The sequence below is a fragment of the Kitasatospora sp. NPDC056138 genome (assembly GCF_042264695.1).
Lineage (GTDB): Bacteria > Actinomycetota > Actinomycetes > Streptomycetales > Streptomycetaceae > Kitasatospora.
Genome location: NZ_JBHJVK010000005.1, coordinates 161857 through 185601, shown reverse-complemented (window position 1 = coordinate 185601; position 23745 = coordinate 161857). Strand labels below are relative to the sequence as shown.

The following is a 23745-nucleotide window of genomic DNA, read 5'->3' as shown; positions in this document are numbered from 1 at the left end:
GAGGGGTCTCGCGGGCACTCCCGCGCCCGGGGGCGTGGGAGGATGCGGCCCACCACCTGTACCGACACGAACAGAGCCGATCGACGTCCGCGCGATGTCCGCCTGGAGCCGAACGAGGGAGCGCAGTGGAGTTGGTTCCGGCCGGTGTCACCGGCAACACCGGTAGTACCGCGCTGTCCGCGCCCGGCCGCCCGGCCGGCGGGGCGCTGTGGGGGCTCGCGGGCGGCTGGCTGGTCACCCGGGTCCTGATCGTACTGATGGCCGTCGGTGTGCTGCGGATCTCCGGCATGGACGTCACCGCCGACGTCACGGTGATCTACCACGGCTGGTACGAGGTCCTGCAGACCGGCACCTTCCCGCTGGACGACGTCACCTGGCAGTACCCGCCGGGTGCGGCCCTGGTGATCCTGCTGCCCGGCCTGCTGCCCTGGTCCTACCTGGTCTCCTTCTTCGTCATCTGCGGTGTCCTGGACGCGCTGGCGATGGCCCTGCTGATGCGGGCCGGCACCCGCCGGGGCCGCAGCTTCACCGGTGCCTGGGTCTGGGTGGCGGGCGTCCCGCTGCTCGGGCCGACGGTCTACTGCCGGTACGACATCCTGGTGACCGCCGTCGCGGTGGCCGGCCTGCTGGTGCTGCTGCGCCGCCCGGCGATCGGCGGGATCCTGCTCGGCTTCGGCGGCCTGGTGAAGATCTGGCCGGTGCTGGCGCTGGCGGGCACCCCGCGCGGGCGCCGTACCCGCCGTTCCTGGACGGCCGCGGCGGCCACCCTGGGTGCGCTGTGCTTCCTGCTGGCAGCCGGGATGAACGGTGCCTTCGAGTTCCTGAAGTTCCAGCGGGACCGGGGCATCGAGGTCGAGTCGGTCGGTGCGCTGCCGCTGCACTTCGCCCGGCTGGCCGGCGTCTGGCACGGCCAGGTCTCGATGAACTACGGCTCGCTGGAGCTGCTCGGCCCCTGGGTGCCGCTGATCTCCCAGCTGTCGGTGGCGGCCACCGCGCTCGGCTTCGGCTGGCTGCTGCTGTGGCGGCTGCGGGCCAGGCGCTGGCAGCCCGCCACCACCTACGACGCGGCGCTCAGCGCTCTGCTGATCTTCACCGTGACCAGCCGGGTGATCAGCCCGCAGTACCTGGTCTGGCTGGTCGGCGTGGCGGCGGTCTGCCTGACCGTGCGCGGCACCAGCCAGAAGCCGGTCGCGGTGGTGATCCTGGTCGCCACGCTCTTCACCACGCTGGAGTTCCCGATCCTCTTCGGCCAGGTGCACAACAGCCAGCCGTGGGGCGTGGCCGTGCTGACCGTACGGAACCTCCTGCTGCTGACGGCCACCGTGGTCTCCTGCCACCGGCTGTGGCGCTCCACCCGGGGGCCGGACGCGGAGCGCACCGTCGTCCTCCCGGCGCTGGAGCGGGCCGGCTACCCGGTCCGTCCCGGCATCGCCTACGAACAGGACCTGCTGGACGGCCTCGGCTCTACGGGCGCGTCGGCAGCCGGCGGACCTCGCTGATCCACTGCCGGGTGAACTCGTCGAGGCCGGTGCCCAGCTGCGCCCGGAACAGCCCGTCGAGCCCCTGCGTCCGCACCGACTCGGTCGCGCCGACCGCCCGGTAGAGCGCGACCAGGCGCTGCTCGCCCCACTGGCGGGCGATCATGTCGCAGGCCATCCAGGCGAGTTCGTACGCCTGGGCGATCCCGGCCGAGCCGGCGGCGAAGTCCGCGTCCAGGGGCAGTGCGCTCGGCAGTCGTCCGGCCTCCACGTCGTTGGCCAGCTCCGGCGCGATCTGCCGGGCGGTGCGGCCGTTGCCCCGGTAGCCGGTGTAGTCGGCGACGCCCTCGGAGAGCCAGAGCGGCGTCCAGGGCCTGGTGTCGGCCCGGGTGGCGACATGGGTGGCCTCGTGGGTGGTGACGACCCGGCGGCCCAGGTCGCTGAGCCCGGCGTAGGCGTCCGGGTTGAGCAGCACCCGGTCGGCGGCGGTGCCGTGCGGGGCCCCGGCGGCGGCCGTGGTGACGGCGGCTATGCCCTGGTAGTCGACGGCGGAGACGCCCAGCAGCCGGGCGAACTGGTCCTCGGTCTGCGGGATCTCCAGCAGCAGCTGCCCGGCCCAGCCGTCCCCCCAGACCTCCTCGACCGCCGGCACCGCCTGGTCGGCGATCACCGCGGTCTTCGCCAGGTCCGCGGTGGCGGCCAGGCCGAGGACCAGGCTGCGGCTGCCGTGCACCACCCGGACCGCGCCCAGGTCCCAGAGCGCGGCGGCCTCGGTCGGCCGGTCCCCGGCCAGCAGCCAGCCGTCGTCCACCCGGACGAACTCCAGGGTGCGGCCGAGCAGCGCCGGGTGGTTGTCGATGCCGTGCAGCCGGTAGCCGAGGTCGGCGGTCGCCGTGAACCGGTCGACGCCGCGCGGCTCCGAGAAGTCGGTGAGCCGGTAGGAGAGTTCGGCGAAGGGTATGCCGCGGCAGCGGGCCAGCGCCTCCTGCTGGGCCGCCCTGGCCTCGGGGGCGACCCCGGCGAGCAGGGCGGCCTGGTCCGGACTGCGCAGCGCCCCGGCCCGGCGGGCGAGCAGGGCCTCGATCTCCGGCCTGACGGGCGGCCCGGCGGCCGCGTCCCCGACGGGCGGCCGGACCGTCTGCCGCGGCCCGGGCCCGGACAGCTGCGCAAGGCCGCCGACCGCCAGCAGGAGCGCCCCGCGCCGGGACAGCAAGGGCCGACCTGCCCCGGTCGGCCGGGGCAGGTCGGTGACCAGTGGCTCCTGGTCCGCGTTCAGACCCGCACCACCCCGGCCACCGGCATCGCCTTCACACTCTCGTAACGGACCCGGGCGCCCGGGTAGGGCGCGTGCACGACCACCCCGCCGCCGGCGTACATGCCGACGTGGTGCATGTCCCTGAAAAAGATCACCAGGTCTCCCGGTCGCGCCTCGCTCAGGCTCACTCGCCGCCCCGCGTACAGCTGCGCCTGCGAGGTGCGCGGCAGGGTCACTCCGGCCTGCCGCCAGCTCCAGTACATCAGACCGGAGCAGTCGAAGGTACGCGGGCCGGTGGATCCGTAGACGTAGGGCGAGCCGATCCGGGAGACGGCGGCGGCGAACGCGGCGGCGGCGCGTTCGGAGGAGGCCGGCTGGTCACCGAGGTCGAGCCGGTCGGTGCCCCGGGTGGCGCGCTGCTCGGCCGCCTCGGCGTCCTCGGCGTCCAGCCTGGACCGCTCGGCCGCCCCGAGGCCGTTGAGCAGCCGCTGGGCCTGGGTCAGCCGCTGCTGGATCTGCTGCTTGCTCTCGGTGAGCGCGCGGCGGGCCTCCTCCAGCTCGGCGAGCTTGGCGGTGGTCTCGGCGCGGCGCTGGTCGAGCCTCAGCTGCCGGTCGATCACCTGCCGGACGGTGGCACCCTGCCGCTCGGCGGCCTGGTTGAGGCTGCGGGCCCGGTTGAGGTAGCCGTCCGGGTCGGAGTCCAGCATCAGCGCCACGGCCGGGTCGATACCCCCCGCACGGTACTGGGCGGCGGCCACCGCTCCGAGGTCGGTGCGCAGCCGGTTCAGTTCCTCCTGCGCGGCGACCACCTGGCCCTGGAGCCCGTCGGCCTCTCCCTGCAGGCGTTTCTGGTACTCCTGGGCGGCGTTGAAGCGCTCCGAGGCCTGTTCGGCCTCCTCGTACAGCCGGTCGACCTGCGCCTTGACCTCTTGTTTGGACGGCGGGTCGGCGGGCAGGCCCGGGGCGGCCTGGGCCGGGCCACCGAGCGTCATGCCGAGCGCGGTGGTGGCCGCTGCCGTGAGCACCAGGGCGCGGGCCAGCCGCTGCGTGCCCGGCAGGGGGGAACGGCGGTGCATCGACATCGGGGCGGCTGCTCCATTCGTCCTCGGCTAAGGTCCGGGGCCAGACGTTAGCGAGTCCGGAGGATCTAGTCCAAACCCCTGTAACACCGAATATTTGGCCACTAATAGGACATCAACTCGACTTTCCGGAAACGCCGCAGGCCCGGCCCCCACGGGGAGGGCCGGGCCTGCGGTCGATCGGGTACGGGTCAGACCCGGACGATCGCCGAGATGGGCAGCACGGTGGCGCTCATGTACTGGACGGGCTTGCCGGCCCGCGGCGCGTGGATGACCTGACCGCCGCCCACGTACATGCCGACGTGGTGCTGGTCGTCGTAGAAGATGATCAGGTCACCGGGACGGGCGTTGGAGATGTCGGTGCCCATGTTGGTGCCGGCCGAGGCCTGCTCCTGCGAGGTGCGCGGCAGCGAGACACCGGCCTTGGCGTACGCCCACTGCATCAGACCCGAGCAGTCGAAGGCGTCCGGACCGGTGGCACCCCAGAGGTAGGGCTTGCCCTCCTGCGACTCGGCGGCGGCCACCGCGGCGGCGGCGTACGAACCGGACGGCACGTTGACGCTGCCGCCGGCCCTGCTGCCACCGCTCTTGCTGCTGCTGCCTGAACCACCGGAACCACCTGAACCACCGGAGGAGAGGTCGGCGCGGCTGCTGTCGCGCGAGGCGCGGGCGCTGGCGGCCGCATCGGCGGCGGCCTTGTCCTGGGCGGCCTGCAGCGCCTCGCGCTCCTGCTGGGTCAGGGTGTCGAGCAGCGCCTTGGCCTGCGCCAGCTTGGCCTGGACCTCGTCCTTCGACGTCTTCAGGTCCTTGGTGGTGGCATCCAGCTCGGCCAGCTTCTGCTGGGCTTCGGCCTTCTGCTGGTCGAGCTTCTCCTGCTCGCCCTTGAGCGTCTTGAGCGCATCGGCCTGCGAGAGGCCGACCTGCTGGATCGAGTCGGCCCTGGAGAGGAAGGAGTCCGGCGAGCTGGAGAGCATCAGCTGGACCGTCGGGGAGATGCCACCGTTGCGGTACTGCTCCGCCGCGATCTCGGCGAGCCCCTGCTGGACGGTGCTCACCCGATCCTGCTGCCGAGCCACCTGGTCCTGCAGGTCACTGACCTGCTTCTGCAGGGTCTGCTGCTTCTCGGTCGCCGCGTTGAACTTCTCGGTGGCGGCCTCGGCCTGCCCGTCGAGCTGGTCGACCTGGGTCGCGACCTCGTCCTTGGTCGGCTTCGGGTCGGCGTGCGCACCGGTCTGTGCGGAGAGCGCCACCGCGGTCGCGGCCGCCGCGGTCAGGATGGTGACGCGGGTACGGCTTGCAGGCTTGGGACGACGATGGGACGCCACGAAGGCGGACTCCTTCTTCCTACGTCCGCCTACCGGGTGAGCTGACGGGTTCGGGCTGGAAGAGATGCCCTACGACGCCTCACCGGCCACCGTCCACGACGGCCGGCCGACCTGGCGCCGATTCACCCCGAGGAACGTGGTTCCCCGGCTCCGATCCGCAGCACCCCTGATGGGGCTTCCCCGTAAGGCAGTTGGACTGCCCCGCTGCCTCTCGGACTCGGCGGGAACCCCCGCCGCCACCCTGATTGAGTGATCGACTGTGCGGTGGTTCAGGTCACGACACTAGTAACGAAACCGTGATCCGTTCAAATCCTTGTCAGAAAAAATTCTGAATCACCGACAAGTTCGTTTGTGAATCGACCCGGAGTGACGGTCCCGGCACGATCGGCTGACGGACTTTCAGCGGAAAGGCCCGCGGAAGTGCTCTGCATCACAGGACGATTTCGGCGGCCGAACACCGCGTGCCCGACCCCGGCAGCTGTCGGCCGTCAGACGCGGCGGATGGTGAGGATCGACATCGCGTCCGCCTGCATCGTCCGCACCACGTCACCGGTGTGCGGGGCGTGCACCACCATGCCGTTGCCGATGTACATCCCGACGTGGTGCGCGTCATTGCCGTAGATGACCAGGTCGCCGGGCTGCGCCTGGGCGAGCGAGGGCACCTTGGTCCCGACGCTGGCCTGCTCCTGCGAGGTGCGCGGCAGCGAGACACCGGCCTGCGCGTAGGCCCACTGCATCAGACCCGAGCAGTCGAACGTGCTCGGCCCCTCGGCGCCCCAGACGTAGTCCGAGCCGCGCTTGTTCAACGCCGCGGCGACCGCGACACCGGCGTAGCCGCCCGCGCTCGGCAGCGGGCCGAGGTCGGCGCGGGAATCGCCGCGCGAGGCCCGGTCGGCAGCCACCACCGCGGCCCGCTCCTGCGCGGTGAGCGTGTTGAGCAGGTTGGTGGCGTCCTGCAGCTTCTGCTGCACCTGCGCCTTGGCGTCGTTCAGGTCCTTGGTGTTGCGGTCCAGCTCGGCGAGGACCGTGGCGGCCTCCTGCTTCTGCTGGTCCAGGCGGGCCTGCTGCTCCTTGAGCGCCTTCAGGATGTCGGCCTCGGTCTGGTTGACCTGCTCGGCGCTGGAGGCCTGCTCCAGGTAGCCGTCCGGGTTGGCGGAGAGCATCAGCGCCACGGTCGGGTCGATCCCGCCCGAGCGGTACTGCTCGCCGGCCACCGCCGACAGGCTGTTCTGCAGCTGCGTCAGCTGGTCCTGGCCGCGCGCGACCTGGTCCTGCAGCTGGTCGGCCTGCTTGCGCAGCTGGTCGGCCCGCTCCTGGGCGCCGTTGAACTTCTCGGCTGCCTGCTCCTGCTCGGTGTTCAGCTGGTCGATCTGGACCTTGACCTCGTCCTTGCTCGGCTGGGCGGGCGCCGCGTGGGCACTCGCGTTGGCGGAGAGGGCGACCGCAGTCGCAGCTGCAGCGGTCAGCACGGAGACCCGCGCACGGCTCGGCTGCTTGGGACGGCGGTGGGTGGCCAAGGGTCTAGCTCCTTCTTCCTGCTGGACCCGTCCGATCGGGCGGAAATCCGGAAAATAGGTTTGACGCCAGACCCTAGTGAAGATGGCAGTCAAAAGCCACTCCCCACCGCCCCCAACCCCGTGCCCCCGCATGGGATTCACCGAACCGTCACATCCGGGAGCCGCCATCCCGACCGCCCGTCAAGGCCGGCCCGAGCTCTTGGCGGAGGAATCGAACCCGCAGGTCAGGAGCGTGACAGCCGGTTCAGCAGCAGCACCGAGGCCACCGGGCGCGCACCCGCCTTCCGCACGCCGTCGGCGATCTCCTTGTCCGCGGAGACCACCACCACCGGACGCCCCTGCGGCTCGGCCCGCACCAGGCGCCGGATCAGCTCGTCCGCCGTCTCCCCGGTCCGGCTGAACCGCACCCGGACCCCGCGCGGCGGCGCCATGATCACCGGAACGTCCAGGTCCTGGCCGTCGAAGACACAGGTCACCTCTGCCTGGGTGCGCTGGGCCAGCATCGCCAGACCGCCCAGCAGCCGGATCCGCTGCTGCTCCAGCGGCAGGGCCGGATAGCCGGTCTTGGTGACGTTGTAGCCGTCCACCACCAGGTGGACCTGAGGGATCGCCAGCAGTTGGTCCAGCAGCGCCGGATCGTCCTCCGCCAGCCCGCGCCTGGCCACGTCGTTCGGCGAGGCGGAGCCGGGCACCACCGCGTCCACCAGGTCGGCCGGACGGATCTGCGAGACCGGCAGTGCCAGCTCGCGCTGGAGGCCCTGCGCCGACTGCAGCACGCTGTCCAGCAGCAGCCGCAGCCGCATGTCCTCGACGCTGCGCCCCTCCCTGGCCGAACGGCGACCGGCCTCGAGGGCCGTCTCCAGCTCGGCGACCCGGTGCCGCAGCCGCCGCGCCTCGCCCTCGGCCGCACTGCGCTCGGTACCGGCGGCGGCCCTGGCCGCGTCCAGCTCCACCTGCAGCTTGCGCGCCTCGGCCTGGGCCCGCCGGGTGTCGCTCTCCAGACTGCGGACCCGCTTGCGCAGCGACTCCACCTCCCGGCGGACGCCCTCGGCCTCGGCCCGCTGGCGGTCCAGATCGGCCCGCGCCTGCGAACGCACCTCGGCCAGCTCCTCCTGGAGCTTCTCCACCAGCCGGGCGGCCTCGGCCGCCGCGCCCTCCGCTCCCGCCCGCTCCACCTGTTCCCCGGCCTCGGCCACCAGCCTGGCCCAGCCCGCCGGCCGCAGCAGGTACGCGGCGGCGGCGACGTCCATCGGGTCGGCGGCGCCGGGCACGCTCCCGGCCTCCAGCGCCCTGACCAGATCGGGCTGGCCCAGCCGAAGCCGGTCCGCTATCCGAAGCCGGAACAGCGGCTCCGACTCCAGGGCGGCGGCCAGCGCCGTCCCCGCGTACTTGGCCCGGCGGGCCGGGGTGAACTTCGCGTACTGGCGCAGCGAGGCGGGCACGTCGACGCCCGGCAGTCCGCCCAGCGCGTCGGCGGCGATCCCGACCACCCGGCGACGCACCCCCTCGGGCAGCGGCCGGTCCAACTGCTCGGTGTCGGCGGCCTCAGCGGCCTCAGCGGACTCGGCAGTCGCCGTGCTCTCGGCGGCGCCGGCCCCGGCGCTCCCGGCCGCGTCGGCCTCGGTCGCCCGGGCACCGCCGTCCGTACCGGGCCGCCCGGCCGACTCCGCCTCGGGACCGTGAGCGGCACCGGCCACCGGGACGGCACCGGCCTGGTCCACAGCGGGCGGATGCCCCTGCGGCTCGGCCGGCCCCCTCGCTGTGTCCACCACGTCCTCGGCTCCGATTCTGCTCTGCGGGTTCCGTACGGCCCGTTGCCGCTGCCCTCAAACCCACCGCTCTCTGCAATTGTCCCGTGTACCGTGCCCCACCCGGGACCTCGCCACACACCGGGACCGCAGGCCCCGGCCCCGAGGGACAGCGGCCCCGCCACGGTCCGCGCCGGTGGGCGCTCGGTCACCGGGGCGGGGCGGTCCGGGGTCAGGCGTCCTGCTGCTCCTCGGCACCGGGACGGGCCACCAGCTCGACCTGGTCCACCGCGTTGCACCAGCGGCAGCGGACCGACTCGATGGTCTCGGCCAGCACCTCGGTCTCCTCCACCTTGGACTCGCCCGCGAGGTCGAAGTGCAGGTACTCGACGACCTTCGCCGAACGGGTCACGTCGAACCGGGTCAGGTTGCCGCAGAGGGTGCAGCGCCAGCGGGTCTCAGCGGTGGGGGCGGCGATGCTCATCGGCCCGGTCCTTTCGATCGGTGCTGTCCTCGGCTGTCGCCCAGGTCGCCTGCGGTGGCTGGTGCGGTGTGGAGGCCCAAGCCTATTGCCTGCCCGCACCCCGGCCGCCACCGGTACGGACCTCCCGGACGCCGGGCGGCGGGTAACCCGCACGCAGTACACCGCGGTGTCGTCCGGGACCGTCCGAGGAATGCTCGTCAGCATGGCGACTCCCGTCCTCGACCACCTCCCCGCCAAGGACGGCGTCCCGCCCGTCAGGGCCCCGGTGGCCACCCTCACCCTGATCGCGATCAGCTCGGTGGTCCTGCTGGCCGGACCCAGCTTCGGCCTCAACCCCGGCTACGGCACCGGACCCGCCCGGGTCTGCGCCGAGCAGCGCTACGAGCAGCGCTGGGGCGCGGTACCCGTCGAACTGATCGCCAACCGTCCGCTGACCCCCGACCAGCTGGCCACCCTGCCGCCGGTCGTCCCGGGCTGCCTGCTCTCCCCCGACCCCGGCAAGATCCCGGCGCTGTCGGTGTTCACGTCCTTCTTCGTGCACGCCGGCTGGCTGCACCTGCTGGGGAACATGCTCTTCCTGTTCGTCTTCGGCCCCGGCGTCGAGGAGCGCTTCGGCCGGATCCGCTTCCTGCTCGGCTACCTCACCGTCGGCGCGCTGGCCACCTACGGCTACGCCTACGCGCAGGTGCACTCGATCGAGGCGGTGCGCGCGCTGGTCGGCGCCTCGGGGGCGATCGCCGGGGTGCTCGGCTCCTACCTCCGGCTCTACCCGAGGGCCCGGGTCACCGCGCTGGTACCGCTGCTGTTCTTCCTGCCGCTGCGCTTCCCCGCCTGGCTGGTGCTGGGCCTGTGGTTCGCCCTGCAGTGGTGGTCGGTGCACTCGGGCGGCTCCGAGGTGGCCTACCTGGTGCACGTGATCGGCTTCGCCACCGGGTACCTGGCCACCTGGGCGGCCACCCTGGGCCGCCCCGATACGCTGGCCCCCTCCCCACGGACAGGAGCCGACGAGTGATCACCGCGATCGTTCTCATCAAGACCAGCGTCGACAGGATCCCCGAGATCGCCGAGGCCATCGCCGCCATCGAGGGCGTCAGCGAGGTGTACTCGGTGACCGGCGGTTACAACCTGGTGGCGATGGTTCGGGTGCGGCACCACGACGATCTGGCCGCGGTGATCCCCGGCAGGCTCAACAAGGTCCCCGGGGTGCTGGACACCCAGACCCAGATCGCCTTCCGCACCTACTCCCAGCACGACCTCGAGGCCGCCTTCGCGCTGGGCCTCGACGAGTAGTCCACCGCCCCGCCGGGCGTCAGGCCCGCCGGGTGTCCGCGACGCAGCGCCCGCCCTCGCTCCGGTAGGTCCACCGCGCGCCGTCCGCGACCAGCTCGCGGACGGCCGCCAGGAAGCGCTCCAGGTGCTCGTCCGGCGTTCCGGCGCCGAAGCTGACCCGGATCGCGTTCAGGCTGCGCTCGCCGGGCAGCGAGGGCTCCGGCGCACCGCACGCGGAGACCTGACCGGACTCCGCCTCCCCGCCCAGCAGGGTACGGACCAGCGGGTGCGCGCAGAACAGGCCGTCCCGCACCCCGATGCCGTACTCGGCGGAGAGCGCCGCCGCGAAGTGCGAGCTGTTCCAGCCCTCCACCACGAACGAGAGCACGCCCACCCGTGCGGCGTCCGTACCGAACAGGCTGAGCACCTTGACCTCGGGGATCTGCGCCAGCCCGGCCTTCAGCCGCCCGACCAGCTGCTGCTCCCGGGCCTGGAGCGCGTCGAATCCGGCCTCGCTCAGCGCCCGGCAGGCCGAGGCGATGGCGTAGGCGCCGATCACGTTGGGCGACCCGGCCTCGTGCCTGGCCGGGCCCTGCTGCCACTCGACGGCCACCGAGCCGTCCACCTCCCGGGCCACCGTACGGCTGGCCCCGCCGCCCGCCAGGTAGGGCTCGGCCGCGTCCAGCCAGTCGCCGCGTCCGGCCAGCACACCCGCGCCGAACGGGGCGTACAGCTTGTGGCCGGAGAAGGCGATCCAGTCGACGTCCAGCTCGCGGACCGACACCCGGTGGTGCGGGGCCAGCTGCGCGGCGTCCAGCACGACCCGGGCGCCGTGCCGATGGGCGACCTCGGTCAGCTCGGCGACCGGCCACAGCTCCCCGGTGACGTTCGAGGCACCGGTCACGCAGAACAGCCGCGGGCCGTGCGGGTGCTCGGCGAGCGCGGCGTCCAGCGCGGCGACGGCCTCGGCGTGCGAGCGCGGGGCGCGCAGGTAGCTGACCGTCACGCCCTCGCGGCGCCACGGCAGCAGCGAGGCGTGGTGCTCGGTCTCGAAGGCGAGGACCCGGGTGCCCGCCGGGACCACGCCGGCCAGCAGGTTGAGCGAGTCGGTGGTGGCCCGGGTGAAGACCACCTGGTCGCCCTCGCGCAGGTCGAGGAAGTCGGCGACGGTGCGGCGGCTCTGCTCGAACAGGTCGGTGGAGAGCTGCGAGAGGTACCCGGCCCCCCGGTGCACGCTGCCGTAGTACGGGGCGTAGGCGGCGACGTCGTCCCAGACCCGCTGGAGTGCCGGGGAGCTGGCGGCGTAGTCCAGCGCGGCGTAGGTGACCTTGTCCCCGCTGACCAGCGGGACCTGGACGTCGCGGCCGAGAACGGGGAGGGGGGCGCAGATGTCGGTGGTGACGGACATGGGAAGACACTCCTCTGAGGTCGGGGACCCCGGGAGTGTGCAGGTGTGCCGGGCGTCCGCGCTTGCCACGCGGACGGTGCGCCGCGCAGCCCGGTCCTCACCCAGGGCACCCCGCCACGGACGGAGGGTTGCCGGACAGCAAGCTGGGGCTTGACGCTGTCGCTCATGACCTGCCGTGGACTCTAGGACGCTTCCGAACAACGGTCAAACGACATCCCACAGTTCGGACGTGGCCGGGGACGCCGGACGGAGGGACGGGGCGGCACGGCGGAACCGCGCACGGCGGAGGGCACCGGAGCACAGGCCGCACCGGCCCGGCAGGGGCAGCGAGGCGCACCCTGCCCACCAGGGCGCCCCGAACTCGGTCGCCCTCCGCTTCCGCACGGCTCCCCGGGGACCTGACGGGTCACCCGGCTCGTCGGGGAGGCCGCGCCTCAGGCTCGGGCGGTGGCCTCGGCCCAGCGCTTCAGGACGTCCTGCGCGGCGCCCGAGTCGATGGCCGCGGCGGCCCGCTCCATCCCGGCCCTGAGCTGCTCGGCCAGCGGCGCCCCGGTCAGCTCCAGTGCGGCCAGCGCGGCAGCGGTGTTGAGCAGGACGGCGTCCCGGACCGGTCCCCGCTCCCCGCCCAGCACCCGGCGTGCGACCCCGGCGTTGTACTCGGCGTCGGCGCCTCGCAGCGCCTCGATGCCGACCAGCTCGATACCGACCTCGCGCGGGTCGAAGGCGGCCTCGGAGACCTGACCGTCCTTCACGATCCAGACCCGGGACGTGGTCGAGATGGTCAGCTCGTCCAGCCCGTCGTCGCCCCGGAAGACCAGTGCGGAGGCACCCCGCCGGGCCAGCACGCCGGCGATCAGCCCGGCGAGACGGGTGTCGAAGCAGCCGATCGCGTGGGCGGTGACATGGGCCGGGTTGGTGAGCGGACCGAGGATGTTGAAGGCGGTGGGCACCGCGAGATCACGCCGGGCCGGGGCCGCGTGCCGCATCGCCGGGTGGAACCTGGCGGCGAAGCAGAAGGTCAGACCGACCTCCTCGGCCACCTCGGCTACCCGCTCGGCGCTCAGGTCCAGGCCGATGCCGAGCCGCTCCAGGACGTCGGAGGAGCCGCTGGCGGAGGAGGACGCCCGGTTGCCGTGCTTGACCACCTTCGCGCCGGCCGCCGCCGCCACGATCGCCGACATGGTGGAGATGTTGACGGTCTTGGCCCGGTCGCCGCCGGTGCCGACGATGTCCACCGCGGGGCCGGGGATGTACAGCGGCTCGGCGTGCGCGTACATCGACTCGACCAGGCCGGCGATCTCGTCCACCGTCTCGCCCTTGGCCCGCAGCGCGACCATGAACCCGGCCATCTGTACCGGAGTCGCCTCACCGCTCATGATCCGGTCCATCGCCCAGGCCGCGTCGCCCTGGGCGAGGTCGGTACCGGACAGCAGCGTGCTCAGGAGGTCCGGCCAGGTACGGATCACCTGCGCGGGGTCGCTACCGCCGTTCGCAGGGTTCACGTTCACCATGGCTGACTCCAGCTCTCGTCTTCACCGAAAGGAATGGAGTCAGCCTATCGACCGGGCGGGCACCAGTGCCGCGATCCGGTACCCCCTTCTCTCCTGCTGAGACACCGCCGGGCCACCGCGCCGGGGCGCCGGAGCCCCGACCGGTGTCGGCTGCCGGGCCGGCCGGGCCGCCGCTCAGTGCCGGGCGGGCGTACGGCCCTCGACCCGGGCCCGGAGCAGTGCGACGACCGCCTCGCCCAGTGCCACCGGGTCGACCGGCTGCGAGATCGCGGCGTCCGCTCGGCTCCAGGCGGCGAGCCAGGAGTCCTGCGGCCGCCCGATCAGCGCCAGCACGGGCGGGCAGCCGTAGATCTCGTCCTTGATCTGCCGGGCCACCCCGAGCCCGCCGGCCGGGACGGCCTCGCCGTCCAGGACGCAGAGGTCGATCCCGCCGCGCTCCAGCGCCTTCAGTACCGCGGGGACCGTCGCGCACTCCAGGTAGCGCAGCTCCGGGAGGTCGGCGGCGGGTCGCCGGCCGAGTGCGAGGGTCACCTGCTCCCGGGTGTTGCGGTCGTCGCTGTAGACCAGAACGGTGAGCGTCTCGTCGGTCGTGTGCGCCATGGGCCCTGCTCCCGGGTGCTCGTCCTCTATAACGTCTGCCCCGACGAGTCCAGTGTGATCCGGACCACGTCTACTTCCGGATGCTACTCCCGCCCACCCCCCGAGGTGAGCCCCTGGCGCGATCTCGCTCAAGCCACCACGCACAGGACTCACCCACCCGGAGGACAGGCCGTCACCCCCAAGCACTCACACCACCCGTACGGCGGAGGTGCTAACCCACCGGAACCCGGCAGCGCGGTAGTGACACGCGGAGCAAAGGAGTGCCGCAGGCATCCGAACCGACCATCGGTCCACCCGAAGAACCATCAGAAAACGGACACCGCCCCGCTCAGCCCGCCCCCGGACGCCCCGTCCGGCCCCAACTGGGCATACCGCACGCACCGGACACTCCGAAGGGAGACCCCCGGCGTGAAGACGGAATAAGGGACCGACATAATGTCCGTCGTGGCGACAGCAACAGCAACAGAAACCGGACACGCGCACGGAGCGGTCAACAGGCCGAACCTCGTCAGCGTCGGAACCATCGTCTGGCTGAGCTCGGAGCTGATGTTCTTCGCGGCCCTGTTCGCGATGTACTTCACGCTCCGCTCGGTCAAGGGCGCAGAGTTCTGGACCGAGAAGGCGCACGCCCTCAATGTGCCCTTCTCCTCGGTGAACACCACGATCCTGGTGCTCTCCTCCCTCACCTGCCAGCTCGGCGTCTTCGCCGCCGAGCGCGGTGACGTGAAGAAGCTCCGCTCGTGGTTCACCATCACCTTCGTGATGGGCGCGATCTTCATCGGCGGCCAGATCTTCGAGTACACCGAACTGGTCAAGAAGGACGGCCTCTCGCTCTCCTCCGACCCGTACGGCACGGTGTTCTACCTGACCACCGGCTTCCACGGCCTGCATGTGACGGGTGGTCTGATCGCCTTCCTGCTGGTCCTTGGACGGACGTACGCAGCGAAGCGGTTCACGCACGAGCAGGCCACCGCCGCGATCGTGGTGTCGTACTACTGGCACTTCGTCGACGTCGTGTGGATCGGCCTGTTCGCGACCATCTACCTGATCAAGTAACCAGCTGATCAGGTCGCTGGCCGCCGGTCGGAGCAGTGCTCGCCCACCTACGGGCGGCGCCGCACCGACCCGAACGCGCGTCCCCGAAGCCGGCCCAGAGCAGACCGCGCCGCCGGGCACGCCCACCAGCCGACCAGATCCTGACACCGGGGTTATTCCGTGAAAAAGCTCTCCGCACGACGGCGCCACCCACTGGCGGCGCTGGTCGTCCTACTTCTCGCCCTGGCGGCCACCGGGGGGCTGTACGCCGCGTTCGCGCCCGCCGAGAAGGCGCAGGCCGACAGCTCGGCGCAGTCGCTCGCGATCGATGAGGGCAAGAAGCTCTTCGCCGTCGGCTGCTCCTCCTGCCACGGTCTGAACGGCCAGGGGTCCTCCGACGGCCCGAGCCTGGTCGGCGTCGGCTCCGCCGCTGTCGACTTCCAGGTCGGCACCGGCCGCATGCCCGCGCAGCAGCCGGGTGCCCAGGTCCCGCGCAAGAAGGTCATCTACAGCCAGACCGAGATCGACCAGCTGGCCGCCTTCGTGGCCTCGCTCGGCCCCGGCCCGGTTACCCCGACCAAGGACCAGTACACCTCCACGGACCCGAACGACGTGTCCAAGGGTGGCGAGCTGTTCCGCACCAACTGCGCCCAGTGCCACAACTTCGCCGGCCAGGGCGGTGCCCTGACCCGCGGCAAGTTCGCCCCGTCGCTCGATGGTGTGGACGCCAAGCACATCTACGAGGCCATGCAGACCGGCCCGCAGAACATGCCGTCGTTCCCCGACACCACCATGCCGGAGGAGCAGAAGAAGCAGATCGTGGCCTTCGTCCGCCACACCACCAACGATGAGCCCAACCCCGGCGGCCTGGCCCTGGGCAGCCTCGGTCCGGTGACCGAGGGTCTGTTCGGCTGGATCTTCGGTCTCGGTGCCCTCATCGCGGTCGCGATCTGGGTCGCCGCCCACACCACCAAGGCCAAGAAGTCATGAGCCACGACATTCCTGAAGAGAAGCTGCCGGAGGCGCACGACGCCTCCCACGGCCACGAGGTGGCCGAGCACGGCGACCCGTTCGCCGACCCGGGCCTGCCGGCCCACGAGCCGCGTCGGACCGACATCGACGAGCGGGCCGCCAAGCGCGCCGAGCGCCAGGTCTCGCTGATGTTCATCATCTCGATGCTGGCGACGATCGGGTTCATCGCCTCGTACGTGATCTTCCCGATCGACAAGATCATCTACGTCTTCCCGCTGGGTCACATCAGCGCGCTGAACTTCGCGCTCGGTCTGACCCTGGGTGTGGCGCTGTTCTGCATCGGCGCGGGCGCGGTCCACTGGGCCCGCACCCTGATGTCCGACGTCGAGATGCCGGCCGAGCGCCACCCGATCGAGGCTGACGACGAGGTCCGCAACGACGTCATCGAGCAGTTCAAGACCGGTGCCGCCGAGTCCGGCTTCGGCCGCCGCAAGATGCTGCGCAACACGCTCATCGGCTCGATGGCCCTGGTGCCGCTCTCCGGTGTCGTCCTGCTTCGTGACCTGGGCCCGCTGCCCGAGAAGAAGCTGGACCACACCAACTGGATCGAGGCCACCGAGGCCAAGCCGATCCAGCTGATCAACATGAACACCAACCAGCCGATGAAGGCCGAGGACATCGCGGTCGGCTCGCTCACCTTCGCCAAGCCCGAGGGCCTGGAGGAGTCGGACGAGGACTTCCAGCAGCGCATCGCCAAGGACGCGCTGATGCTCGTCCGGATCGCTCCGGAGGACATCAAGGACGCGAAGTCCCGCGACCTCGGCTTCGAGGGCGTTCTCGCCTACTCGAAGATCTGCACCCACGTCGGCTGCCCGATCAGCCTGTACGAGCAGCAGACCCACCACGCGCTCTGCCCCTGCCACCAGTCGACCTTCGACCTGGCGGACGGCGCGCGCGTGATCTTCGGCCCGGCCGGCCACCCGCTGCCGCAGCTGAAGATCACCACTGACGAGAAGGGCTTCCTGGTCGCCACCGGCGACTTCGCCGAGCCCGTCGGCCCGAGCTTCTGGGAGCGCTCATGAGTTCCGCGAGCAGCGTCAACAACGACGCAAAGCCCAGCAGCGGCAGCACTCGCGCCAAGCCCGCCAACAAGTTCGAGGCGGCAGCTGACTGGACCGACGGCCGGCTGGGGATCTACTCCCTCGCCCGCGCCAACCTGCGCAAGATCTTCCCGGACCACTGGTCCTTCATGCTCGGTGAGATCTGCCTCTACAGCTTCGTCATCATCATCCTCACGGGTGTGTACCTGACGCTGTTCTTCAAGCCGAGCATGGCCGAGGTCGTCTACCACGGCCCGTACGCCCCGCTCGACGGCATCAAGATGTCCGAGGCGTACGCCTCGACCATGAACATCAGCTTCGAGGTCCGCGGTGGCCTGCTGATCCGTCAGATCCACCACTGGGCCGCGCTGGTGTTCGTCGCCGCGATGCTCGTGCACATGATGCGCGTCTTCTTCACCGGCGCGTTCCGCAAGCCGCGCGAGATCAACTGGGTCTTCGGCTTCCTGCTGCTGCTCCTCGGCATGTTCGACGGCTTCTTCGGCTACTCGCTCCCCGACGACCTGCTGTCCGGTACCGGTATCCGCTTCATGGAAGGCGCGATCCTCGCCGTTCCGCTGGTGGGCACCTACATCCAGATGTTCCTGTTCGGCGGCGAGTTCCCCGGCACCGACATCGTGCCGCGCTTCTTCACCATCCACGTGCTGCTCATCCCGGGCATCATGCTGGGCCTGCTGGTGGCGCACCTGATCCTGGTCTTCTACCACAAGCACACCCAGTGGGCAGGCCCGGGCAAGACCGAGAAGAACGTCGTCGGCATGCCGCTGATGCCGGTCTACATGGCCAAGGCCGGTGGCTTCTTCTTCCTGGTCTTCGGCATCATCGCGGCGATCTCCGCGATCGCCACGATCAACCCGATCTGGGCGTACGGCCCCTACCGTCCCGACCAGGTGTCCACCGACGCCCAGCCGGACTGGTACATGGGCTTCTCCGAGGGTCTGATCCGTGTCATGCCGGGCTGGGAGGTCCGGGCGCTGGGCCACACCCTCAACCTGGGTGTGTTCATCCCGCTGATGATCTTCCCGCTGGTCCTGGTCTCGATCGCGGTCTACCCCTTCATCGAGGGTTGGATCACCGGCGACAAGCGCGAGCACCACATCCTGGACCGCCCGCGCAACGCTCCGGTCCGCACCGCTCTGGGTGCCGCCTGGATCAGCGAGTACCTGGTCCTGCTGATCGGTGGTGGCAACGACCTGTTCGCCACGCACTTCCACCTGTCGCTCAACTCGATCACGTACTTCGTCCGGGCCGGCTTCTTCGTCGTGCCGGTCGTGGTCTTCTTCATCACCAAGCGCTGGTGCCTCGGCCTCCAGCGCCGCGACAAGGACAAGGTGCTGCACGGTCGCGAGACCGGCGTCATCAAGCGCCTGCCGCACGGTGAGTTCGTCGAGGTCCACGCCCAGCTGCCGCAGGACAAGCTGTACAAGTACGTCGCGCACGAGCAGCAGCAGCCGATCGCGATCCCGGCCCAGGTCGACGAGAACGGTGTCGAGCGCAAGGTCGGCCGCCTGGAGAAGACCCGCGCCAAGCTCTCGCAGGGCTACTTCGGCGAGGGTGGCCAGATCCCCAAGCCGACGGCGGAGGAGCACCACGAGATCACCAGCGGCCACGGCCACCACTGATCCCGTGCGGCAGCGCCGCTGATCGCCACCTGAGGGCCCCCTGCCCGGCATCCGCCGGACAGGGGGCCCTCGGCCGTTTCCTGGGCCGCCCACTGCGGACGGGCCTACCGATCATTCGGGCACAATAGGGCCCAACGACCCGTCAGGAGCCCATCAGTGCAGCTGAGCATCGACCACGCATCCGCCACTCCCCCGTACGAGCAGGTCCGTGCGCAGATCGCGGAACAGGCCCGCGGCGGCGCGCTGCCGGCCGGTCTCAAGCTGCCGACCGTCCGTGCGCTGGCCGAACAGCTCGGACTGGCCGCCAACACGGTGGCCCGTGCGTACCGGGAGCTGGAGGCCGACGGCGTGGTGGAGACGCACGGTCGGCGCGGCACCCTGATCGCCGCCGTCGGCGACACCGCACACCGCCTGGCCGCCGGCGCCGCCGCCGAGTACGCGGACCGCGCCCACCGCCTCGGTCTCTCCAGGGACGAGGCGCTGAGCGCGGTCCACGACGCCCTCAGGCTGGCATACGGGGCCTGACGGCCGGGTCCACCGGCCCCGGGCCGCCCGGCCGCCCCGAGCGGGGGCCTAGACCTGCGGCAGCAGGGCGCCGACGGACTGGGGGTCCTCCGCCCGGCCCGCCGTGTCGACGGTCCGGCCGAGGGCGCTGTGCGTGGTCCACTGCGCCCAGGAGACGTTCCAGTCCCCGAAGCCGTTGCCGAACGGCTCCATGGACTTGCCGAGGCTGTTCACCACCTGGACGACGTCCCCTATCCGGGTCGCGTCGAAGAACCACTTGGCGTTGGCGAGGCTCATCCCGGTGCAGCCGTGGCTGACGTTCTCCACGCCCTGCGAGGCCACCGACCAGGGTGCCGCGTGCACGTACTCACCGCTCCAGGTGACCCGGGTGGCCCACTTGACGTCCGTGTCGAAGGAGTCGGGGCTGCCCGCCGCGATGCCGATGCTCTCGCTCCTCATCCGGACGTCGGCCTCCTGGCCGAGCACCACCTTGATGCCGTTGCGGGTGGAGTACCCGGGCCTGCCGGTGGTGACCGGGATGGTGTTCAGCACCTCGCCGTTGCGGCGGTAGGTCAGGTAGTGCGCGGCCGCGTCTATCAGGACCTCCACCCGGTCGCCGGTCCGGATCGTCCGGGTGACCGTGTCGCCCGCGTACAGGCCGTCGGCTATCCGGCCGCCGGGGCGGTCGAAGCTGAGCTTGATGTTGGCGTGGGCGGGCCAGTACTCCTTGGGCCTGAAGTGCAGGTTGCTGTCGTCCACCCAGTACCAGGACCCGGTCACGGCGGGCTCGGAGAGCACCTTGAGGCTCCGTTCGACCTCCTGCCGGGCGGCGGGGTCCTTGACCGGCTGGGAGAGCTTGACGGTGAGCGGCTGTCCGACGCCGTACACGCCGCTGCCGCTGGAACCGGGGCCGAGCTCGGCGTTCAGCTTGGCCGGGGCCGCCGTCGTGGTGAGCGAGCCGGTCATCTCGCCGCGGCCGCCGTCACCGTCGTCGGCGGCCACCCGGATCTCGTACTTGGTGCCGGCCCAGAGCCGCCCGACGCTCTGCCAGGTCCGCTGGTCGTCGGCGAGCTTCCCGGCGACCGCCTGGCCGTCCGGTCCGGTGACGGTGACGTCGGTGAGCCTGCTGCCCGGCTCGGCGGTCACCGTGAAGGGTTTGGTGGGGTCCGCCCCCTCCGCGGCCGGGAGGTGGACCAGGGGCTGAACGTCCACGGCGCTGGCGGCGTCCACCGAGCCGTCAGCGCCGTTGGTGCACCCCGCCAGCGGGGTGAGGATCAGAAGTGCGGCTATCGCGGCCCGCCGGGGGGCCGCTCCGTGAATGGCGCTCAACGCTGCCTCCAGGGGTTACACCCAGAAGAGGATTCGGACGATGTTCCCGAGCGTAGGAAGGCGCTGCTCCACGGACGACCGCTGAGGGGTCCGACTGCACCGAACGGGTAAGCGATACATCCCGATGGACTCATCCGACCGACAGAACGGCGCCGGGCCGGACACCCCCGAAGGGATGCCCGGCCCGGCGCCTGGAGAGAAGACCGAACCTACTGGTTCTGGTCCTCGCCCCGGTAGAACTCGAAGACCCAGCCGTAGAGACCGACCAGGATGATCGGGATCGACCAGAACAGCAGCCACCAGCCGAAGATGACGCCCAGGAAGGCCAGCGCGCCACCGATCGCCAGCGAGAGCGGCTGCCAGCTGTGCGGGGCGAAGAAGCCCAGCTCACCGGCGTCGTCCGCGACCTCGGCCTCGGGGTTGTCACCCGCGCCACTGTCCACCCGGCGGGCGGTGAAGGCGAGGTAGTACCCGATGAATCCGCACAGGGCGAACGCGAGGAAGAGCGCGGTGGTACCGGCCGCCTCGATGCCGTGGTCGGAGTGGCTCGTCCACAGGCCGTAGGTGATGGCGATCGCCAGTACGAAGACCGAGAGGCCCAGGAAGATCTTTCCCTGTTCCTTCATCAGGCGTCGCCACCCTTCTTGCCCTTGCCCAGCGGCGGGCGGTCGTACTGCGCGGGGGTCACACCCTCGAAGTGCTTGGCCGGCTCACCGTGGTTCTCCAGGTAGTCCAGCGCGGCGATCTCCGGGTGGTGCAGGTCGAATGCCGGGGATTCCGAACGGATCCGGGGCAGGGTGAGGAAGTTGTGCCGCGGCGGCGGGCAGGAGGTCGCCCACTCCAGCGAACGGCCGTAACCCCACGGGTCGTCGACCTCGACCTTCTCGCCGTACTTGGCGGTCTTCCAGACGTTGTAGAGGAACGGCAGGATCGACAGGCCGAGCAGGAACGAGCCGATGGTGGAGACGGTGTTCAGCGTGGTGAAACCGTCCGAGGCCAGGTAGTCCGCGTAACGACGCGGCATGCCCTCGGCACCCAGCCAGTGCTGCACCAGGAAGGTGCTGTGGAAGCCGATGAACAGCGTCCAGAAGGTGATCTTGCCAAGGCGCTCGTCGAGCATCTTGCCGGTCATCTTCGGCCACCAGAAGTGGAAGCCGGCGAACATCGCGAAGACGACGGTGCCGAAGACCACGTAGTGGAAGTGGGCGACGACGAAGTACGAGTCCGAGACGTGGAAGTCGATCGGCGGGGAGGCCAGCAGGACACCGGTCAGACCACCGAAGAGGAAGGTCACCAGGAAGCCGACCGTCCAGAGCATCGGGGTCTCGAAGCTCAGCGAGCCCTTCCACATGGTGCCGACCCAGTTGAAGAACTTCACACCGGTCGGGACCGCGATCAGGAAGGTCATGAAGGAGAAGAACGGCAGCAGCACCTGGCCGGTGACGTACATGTGGTGCGCCCACACCGTCACGGACAGACCGGCGATCGCGATGGTGGCCGCGATCAGACCGGAGTAGCCGAACATCGGCTTGCGGCTGAAGACCGGGATGATCTCCGACACGATGCCGAAGAACGGCAGCGCGATGATGTACACCTCGGGGTGACCGAAGAACCAGAACAGGTGCTGCCAGAGCATCACCCCGCCGTTGGCCGGGTCGAAGACGTGCGCACCGAACTTCCGGTCCGCCTCCAGGGCGAACAGCGCGGCCGCGAGGACCGGGAAGGCCAGCAGGACCAGCACGGCGGTCAGCAGGACGTTCCAGACGAAGATCGACATCCGGAACATCGTCATGCCGGGCGCGCGCATGCAGATGATCGTGGTGATGAAGTTGACCGCACCGAGGATCGTGCCGAAGCCGGAGAAGGCCAGACCCATGATCCACATGTCGGCGCCGATGCCCGGCGAGCGGACCGCGTCCGACAGCGGGGAGTAGGCGAACCAGCCGAAGTCGGCCGCACCCTGCGGGGTGAGGAAGCCGGCCACCGCGATGATCGAGCCGAACAGGTACAGCCAGTAGGCGAACATGTTCAGACGCGGGAACGCGACGTCAGGGGCACCGATCTGGAGCGGCATGATCCAGTTGGCGAAACCGGCGAACAGCGGCGTCGCGAACATCAGCAGCATGATCGTGCCGTGCATCGTGAACGCCTGGTTGAACTGCTCGTTCGACAGGATCTGCGTCCCGGGACGAGCCAGCTCGGCGCGCATGACCAGGGCGAGGATGCCACCGATCAGGAAGAACGCGAACGAGGTACCGAGGTACATCGTGCCGATCGTCTTGTGGTCCGTGGTGGTCAGCCACTTGATGATCGTGGAGCCCGGCTTGCGGGTCCGTGTGGCCCCGCCTGCCTTGACCCCGGAAGCCCCGCCGGCGGCGGCGGGCTCGTTGAGGATAGTCACTTCTCACCTTCAATGCCCGTGATGCCGGAGGGCACCGCGCCGCTCTGGCCCTTGGCCCGGAGCTCCTTCAGGTGCTGCTCGTACTCGTCGTGCGAGACCACCTTGACGTTGAACAGCATCCGGGAGTGGTCCACGCCGCAGAGCTCGGCGCACTTGCCCCGGAAGGTGCCGTATGAGGTCGGAGTGACCTCGAAGCTGTTGACCTCGTTCGGCAGGACGTCCATCTTCATCATGAAGTTGACGGGCCAGAAGTCGTGGATGACGTCCCGCGAGGTGAGGCGGAACTGCACCGACTCGTTGATCGGCAGGTACAGCGTCGGCGCCTCGGCGGGGGTGCCGACCTCGTACGCGGCGTTGGTGTTCGCCGGGTCGGGGTGCTCGCTGTTCTCGTAGTTGAACGCCCAGCTCCACTGGAAGCCGACCACGTTGATCGTGTGCTGCGGCTTGGCGGAGAGGTGGGTGAGTCGAGACTCGTCGCGAGCGACGAAGTAGAACAGCACCGAGACGATGACGATGGGGACCGCGGTGTACAGCGCCTCGATCGGGACGTTGTACCGGGTCTGAGCGGGGATCTCCACCTTGGTGCGGCTGCGCCGGTGGAAGATCACGCTCCAGATGATCAGACCCCACATCAGTGCGCCGACTACCAGCGCCGCAATCCACGAGCCCTGCCACATGTGGAGGACCAGCGGGCCTTCCTTGGTGACGGGCGACGGGAGGCCAAGCCTGGGCAGGTCATTGGCCGAGCAGCCGGTAGCGGTCGCGATGACGAGGCCCAGTGCCAGCGCCTGAGGCAGCTTCCGCCGCATCGTGCGCCGCGGCGAGCGGTCGGAGCCGTTGGGACTCACGTAGCGCCTTCCCGAAGTCTCGCCCGCGATCGCGTCGCCCCCGGGAGTGCTGTGCGCCTCCCCGGCGACCCGGCCACGGGCACGGTTTGAATGCTTATGCGGGCCAAACCCTACTCCAGCCTTATGCGCTCCTGACGGGCAGGTCCCGCTAACGCGCCGCCCGCCTACCCGATCAGCCCCGGCAGGCACGGATTCCCAGGTCACCGTGGGCATTCGAGCCTCGCACACCCAATCGTGGGATG

21 protein-coding genes and 2 riboswitches are annotated in these 23745 nt (G+C 70.7%); of the genes, 8 read left to right on the top strand and 13 right to left on the bottom strand.

The features are described 5' to 3' along the window. The first annotated feature begins 125 nt into the window (after positions 1–125). Positions 126–1499, top strand: a complete 1374-nt coding sequence (locus ACFC1R_RS05820) for a glycosyltransferase 87 family protein (protein WP_375933289.1) — start codon at positions 126–128, stop codon at positions 1497–1499. Here the strand turns inward: ACFC1R_RS05820 and ACFC1R_RS05815 are convergent. The 6 genes from ACFC1R_RS05815 to ACFC1R_RS05790 form a co-directional block, all read right to left on the bottom strand. Further along, the gene (locus tag ACFC1R_RS05815; RefSeq protein ID WP_375933286.1) at positions 1465–2691 is read right to left on the bottom strand and encodes a hypothetical protein; all 1227 of its coding nucleotides are present in this window, start codon (positions 2689–2691) and stop codon (positions 1465–1467) included. The genes ACFC1R_RS05820 and ACFC1R_RS05815 overlap by 35 nt on opposite strands. Positions 2692–2750: 59 nt before the next feature. Next, positions 2751–3815: an NlpC/P60 family protein gene (locus ACFC1R_RS05810; protein WP_375933283.1), complete on the bottom strand. Its 1065-nt coding sequence runs from the start codon at positions 3813–3815 to the stop codon at positions 2751–2753. Between the two features lie 188 nt (positions 3816–4003). After that, complete coding sequence (locus tag ACFC1R_RS05805; protein ID WP_375933280.1) at positions 4004–5137, bottom strand: NlpC/P60 family protein; 1134 nt, start codon at positions 5135–5137, stop codon at positions 4004–4006. A 10-nt stretch (positions 5138–5147) separates the two neighbouring features. Further along, a riboswitch (cyclic di-AMP (ydaO/yuaA leader) is annotated at positions 5148–5324 on the bottom strand. A gap of 301 nt (positions 5325–5625) precedes the next feature. Next, positions 5626–6654: an NlpC/P60 family protein gene (locus ACFC1R_RS05800; protein WP_375933277.1), complete on the bottom strand. Its 1029-nt coding sequence runs from the start codon at positions 6652–6654 to the stop codon at positions 5626–5628. Between the two features lie 224 nt (positions 6655–6878). After that, positions 6879–8426, bottom strand: a complete 1548-nt coding sequence (locus ACFC1R_RS05795) for an NYN domain-containing protein (RefSeq protein ID WP_375933274.1) — start codon at positions 8424–8426, stop codon at positions 6879–6881. A gap of 208 nt (positions 8427–8634) precedes the next feature. Continuing rightward, positions 8635–8886, bottom strand: coding sequence for a hypothetical protein (locus ACFC1R_RS05790; protein WP_375933271.1), 252 nt, complete (start codon positions 8884–8886; stop codon positions 8635–8637). Between the two features lie 202 nt (positions 8887–9088). Between ACFC1R_RS05790 and ACFC1R_RS05785 the strand changes: the two genes are divergently transcribed. Both ACFC1R_RS05785 and ACFC1R_RS05780 read left to right on the top strand, forming a co-directional pair. Further along, entirely contained in the window at positions 9089–9898 is an 810-nt protein-coding gene (locus ACFC1R_RS05785) for a rhomboid family intramembrane serine protease (RefSeq protein ID WP_375933267.1), read from the top strand. Beyond that, positions 9895–10176 carry an Lrp/AsnC family transcriptional regulator gene (locus tag ACFC1R_RS05780; protein WP_375933264.1) on the top strand — a complete coding sequence of 94 codons (282 nt, stop codon included), beginning with the start codon at positions 9895–9897 and terminating at the stop codon, positions 10174–10176. Before ACFC1R_RS05785 ends, ACFC1R_RS05780 begins: the two co-directional genes overlap by 4 nt. Positions 10177–10195: 19 nt before the next feature. On the opposite strand, the gene ACFC1R_RS05775 is transcribed toward ACFC1R_RS05780, so the two are convergent. The 3 genes from ACFC1R_RS05775 to ACFC1R_RS05765 form a co-directional block, all read right to left on the bottom strand. Continuing rightward, the gene (locus ACFC1R_RS05775; protein ID WP_375933261.1) at positions 10196–11563 is read right to left on the bottom strand and encodes an aminotransferase class V-fold PLP-dependent enzyme; all 1368 of its coding nucleotides are present in this window, start codon (positions 11561–11563) and stop codon (positions 10196–10198) included. 53 nt (positions 11564–11616) lie between these two features. Beyond that, a riboswitch (SAM riboswitch) is annotated at positions 11617–11734 on the bottom strand. Positions 11735–11997: 263 nt separating this feature from the next. Then, positions 11998–13074, bottom strand: coding sequence for an anthranilate phosphoribosyltransferase (gene trpD, locus ACFC1R_RS05770; protein ID WP_375933258.1), 1077 nt, complete (start codon positions 13072–13074; stop codon positions 11998–12000). 174 nt (positions 13075–13248) lie between these two features. Beyond that, positions 13249–13674: a hypothetical protein gene (locus tag ACFC1R_RS05765; protein ID WP_375933255.1), complete on the bottom strand. Its 426-nt coding sequence runs from the start codon at positions 13672–13674 to the stop codon at positions 13249–13251. Positions 13675–14109: 435 nt separating this feature from the next. On the opposite strand from ACFC1R_RS05765, the gene ACFC1R_RS05760 reads away from it, so the two are divergent. The 5 genes from ACFC1R_RS05760 to ACFC1R_RS05740 all read left to right on the top strand — a co-directional run bounded on the left by ACFC1R_RS05760 (position 14110) and on the right by ACFC1R_RS05740 (position 18946). Continuing rightward, on the top strand, positions 14110–14730 hold the full coding sequence (locus tag ACFC1R_RS05760; protein WP_045298975.1) for a heme-copper oxidase subunit III: 621 nt from the start codon (positions 14110–14112) through the stop codon (positions 14728–14730). A gap of 159 nt (positions 14731–14889) precedes the next feature. Then, positions 14890–15699, top strand: coding sequence for a c-type cytochrome (locus ACFC1R_RS05755; protein WP_375933252.1), 810 nt, complete (start codon positions 14890–14892; stop codon positions 15697–15699). Then, a complete protein-coding gene (locus ACFC1R_RS05750; RefSeq protein WP_375933249.1) occupies positions 15696–16763 on the top strand; it encodes a Rieske 2Fe-2S domain-containing protein in 1068 nt (355 codons plus the stop codon). The genes ACFC1R_RS05755 and ACFC1R_RS05750 overlap by 4 nt, the downstream gene beginning before the upstream one ends. Further along, complete coding sequence (locus tag ACFC1R_RS05745) at positions 16760–18421, top strand: cytochrome bc complex cytochrome b subunit (protein ID WP_375933246.1); 1662 nt, start codon at positions 16760–16762, stop codon at positions 18419–18421. The genes ACFC1R_RS05750 and ACFC1R_RS05745 overlap by 4 nt, the downstream gene beginning before the upstream one ends. Positions 18422–18577: 156 nt before the next feature. Then, entirely contained in the window at positions 18578–18946 is a 369-nt protein-coding gene (locus ACFC1R_RS05740) for a GntR family transcriptional regulator (RefSeq protein WP_375933243.1), read from the top strand. Between the two features lie 48 nt (positions 18947–18994). On the opposite strand, the gene ACFC1R_RS05735 is transcribed toward ACFC1R_RS05740, so the two are convergent. From ACFC1R_RS05735 to coxB, 4 genes are all read right to left on the bottom strand, one after another. Next, positions 18995–20254, bottom strand: coding sequence for an Ig-like domain-containing protein (locus ACFC1R_RS05735; protein WP_375933240.1), 1260 nt, complete (start codon positions 20252–20254; stop codon positions 18995–18997). Positions 20255–20463: 209 nt separating this feature from the next. Next, on the bottom strand, positions 20464–20880 hold the full coding sequence (locus tag ACFC1R_RS05730; RefSeq protein WP_375933237.1) for a cytochrome c oxidase subunit 4: 417 nt from the start codon (positions 20878–20880) through the stop codon (positions 20464–20466). After that, entirely contained in the window at positions 20880–22655 is a 1776-nt protein-coding gene (gene ctaD, locus ACFC1R_RS05725; protein WP_375933234.1) for a cytochrome c oxidase subunit I, read from the bottom strand. The genes ACFC1R_RS05730 and ctaD overlap by 1 nt, the downstream gene beginning before the upstream one ends. After that, entirely contained in the window at positions 22652–23503 is an 852-nt protein-coding gene (coxB, locus tag ACFC1R_RS05720; RefSeq protein WP_375933231.1) for a cytochrome c oxidase subunit II, read from the bottom strand. The genes ctaD and coxB overlap by 4 nt, the downstream gene beginning before the upstream one ends. Between the last annotated feature and the right edge of the window lie 242 nt (positions 23504–23745).

What these genes read in the sequence shown, in the direction of transcription:
- ACFC1R_RS05765 (WP_375933255.1), bottom strand. Translation starts at nt 13,674, where the DNA reads ATGGCGCACACGACCGACGAGACGCTCACCGTTCTGGTCTACAGCGAC.
- ACFC1R_RS05810 (WP_375933283.1), bottom strand. Translation starts at nt 3,815, where the DNA reads ATGTCGATGCACCGCCGTTCCCCCCTGCCGGGCACGCAGCGGCTGGCC.
- ACFC1R_RS05730 (WP_375933237.1), bottom strand. Translation starts at nt 20,880, where the DNA reads ATGAAGGAACAGGGAAAGATCTTCCTGGGCCTCTCGGTCTTCGTACTG.
- ACFC1R_RS05745 (WP_375933246.1), top strand. Translation starts at nt 16,760, where the DNA reads ATGAGTTCCGCGAGCAGCGTCAACAACGACGCAAAGCCCAGCAGCGGC.
- ACFC1R_RS05775 (WP_375933261.1), bottom strand. Translation starts at nt 11,563, where the DNA reads ATGTCCGTCACCACCGACATCTGCGCCCCCCTCCCCGTTCTCGGCCGC.
- trpD (WP_375933258.1), bottom strand. Translation starts at nt 13,074, where the DNA reads ATGGTGAACGTGAACCCTGCGAACGGCGGTAGCGACCCCGCGCAGGTG.
- ACFC1R_RS05785 (WP_375933267.1), top strand. Translation starts at nt 9,089, where the DNA reads ATGGCGACTCCCGTCCTCGACCACCTCCCCGCCAAGGACGGCGTCCCG.
- ACFC1R_RS05790 (WP_375933271.1), bottom strand. Translation starts at nt 8,886, where the DNA reads ATGAGCATCGCCGCCCCCACCGCTGAGACCCGCTGGCGCTGCACCCTC.
- ACFC1R_RS05750 (WP_375933249.1), top strand. Translation starts at nt 15,696, where the DNA reads ATGAGCCACGACATTCCTGAAGAGAAGCTGCCGGAGGCGCACGACGCC.
- ACFC1R_RS05760 (WP_045298975.1), top strand. Translation starts at nt 14,110, where the DNA reads ATGTCCGTCGTGGCGACAGCAACAGCAACAGAAACCGGACACGCGCAC.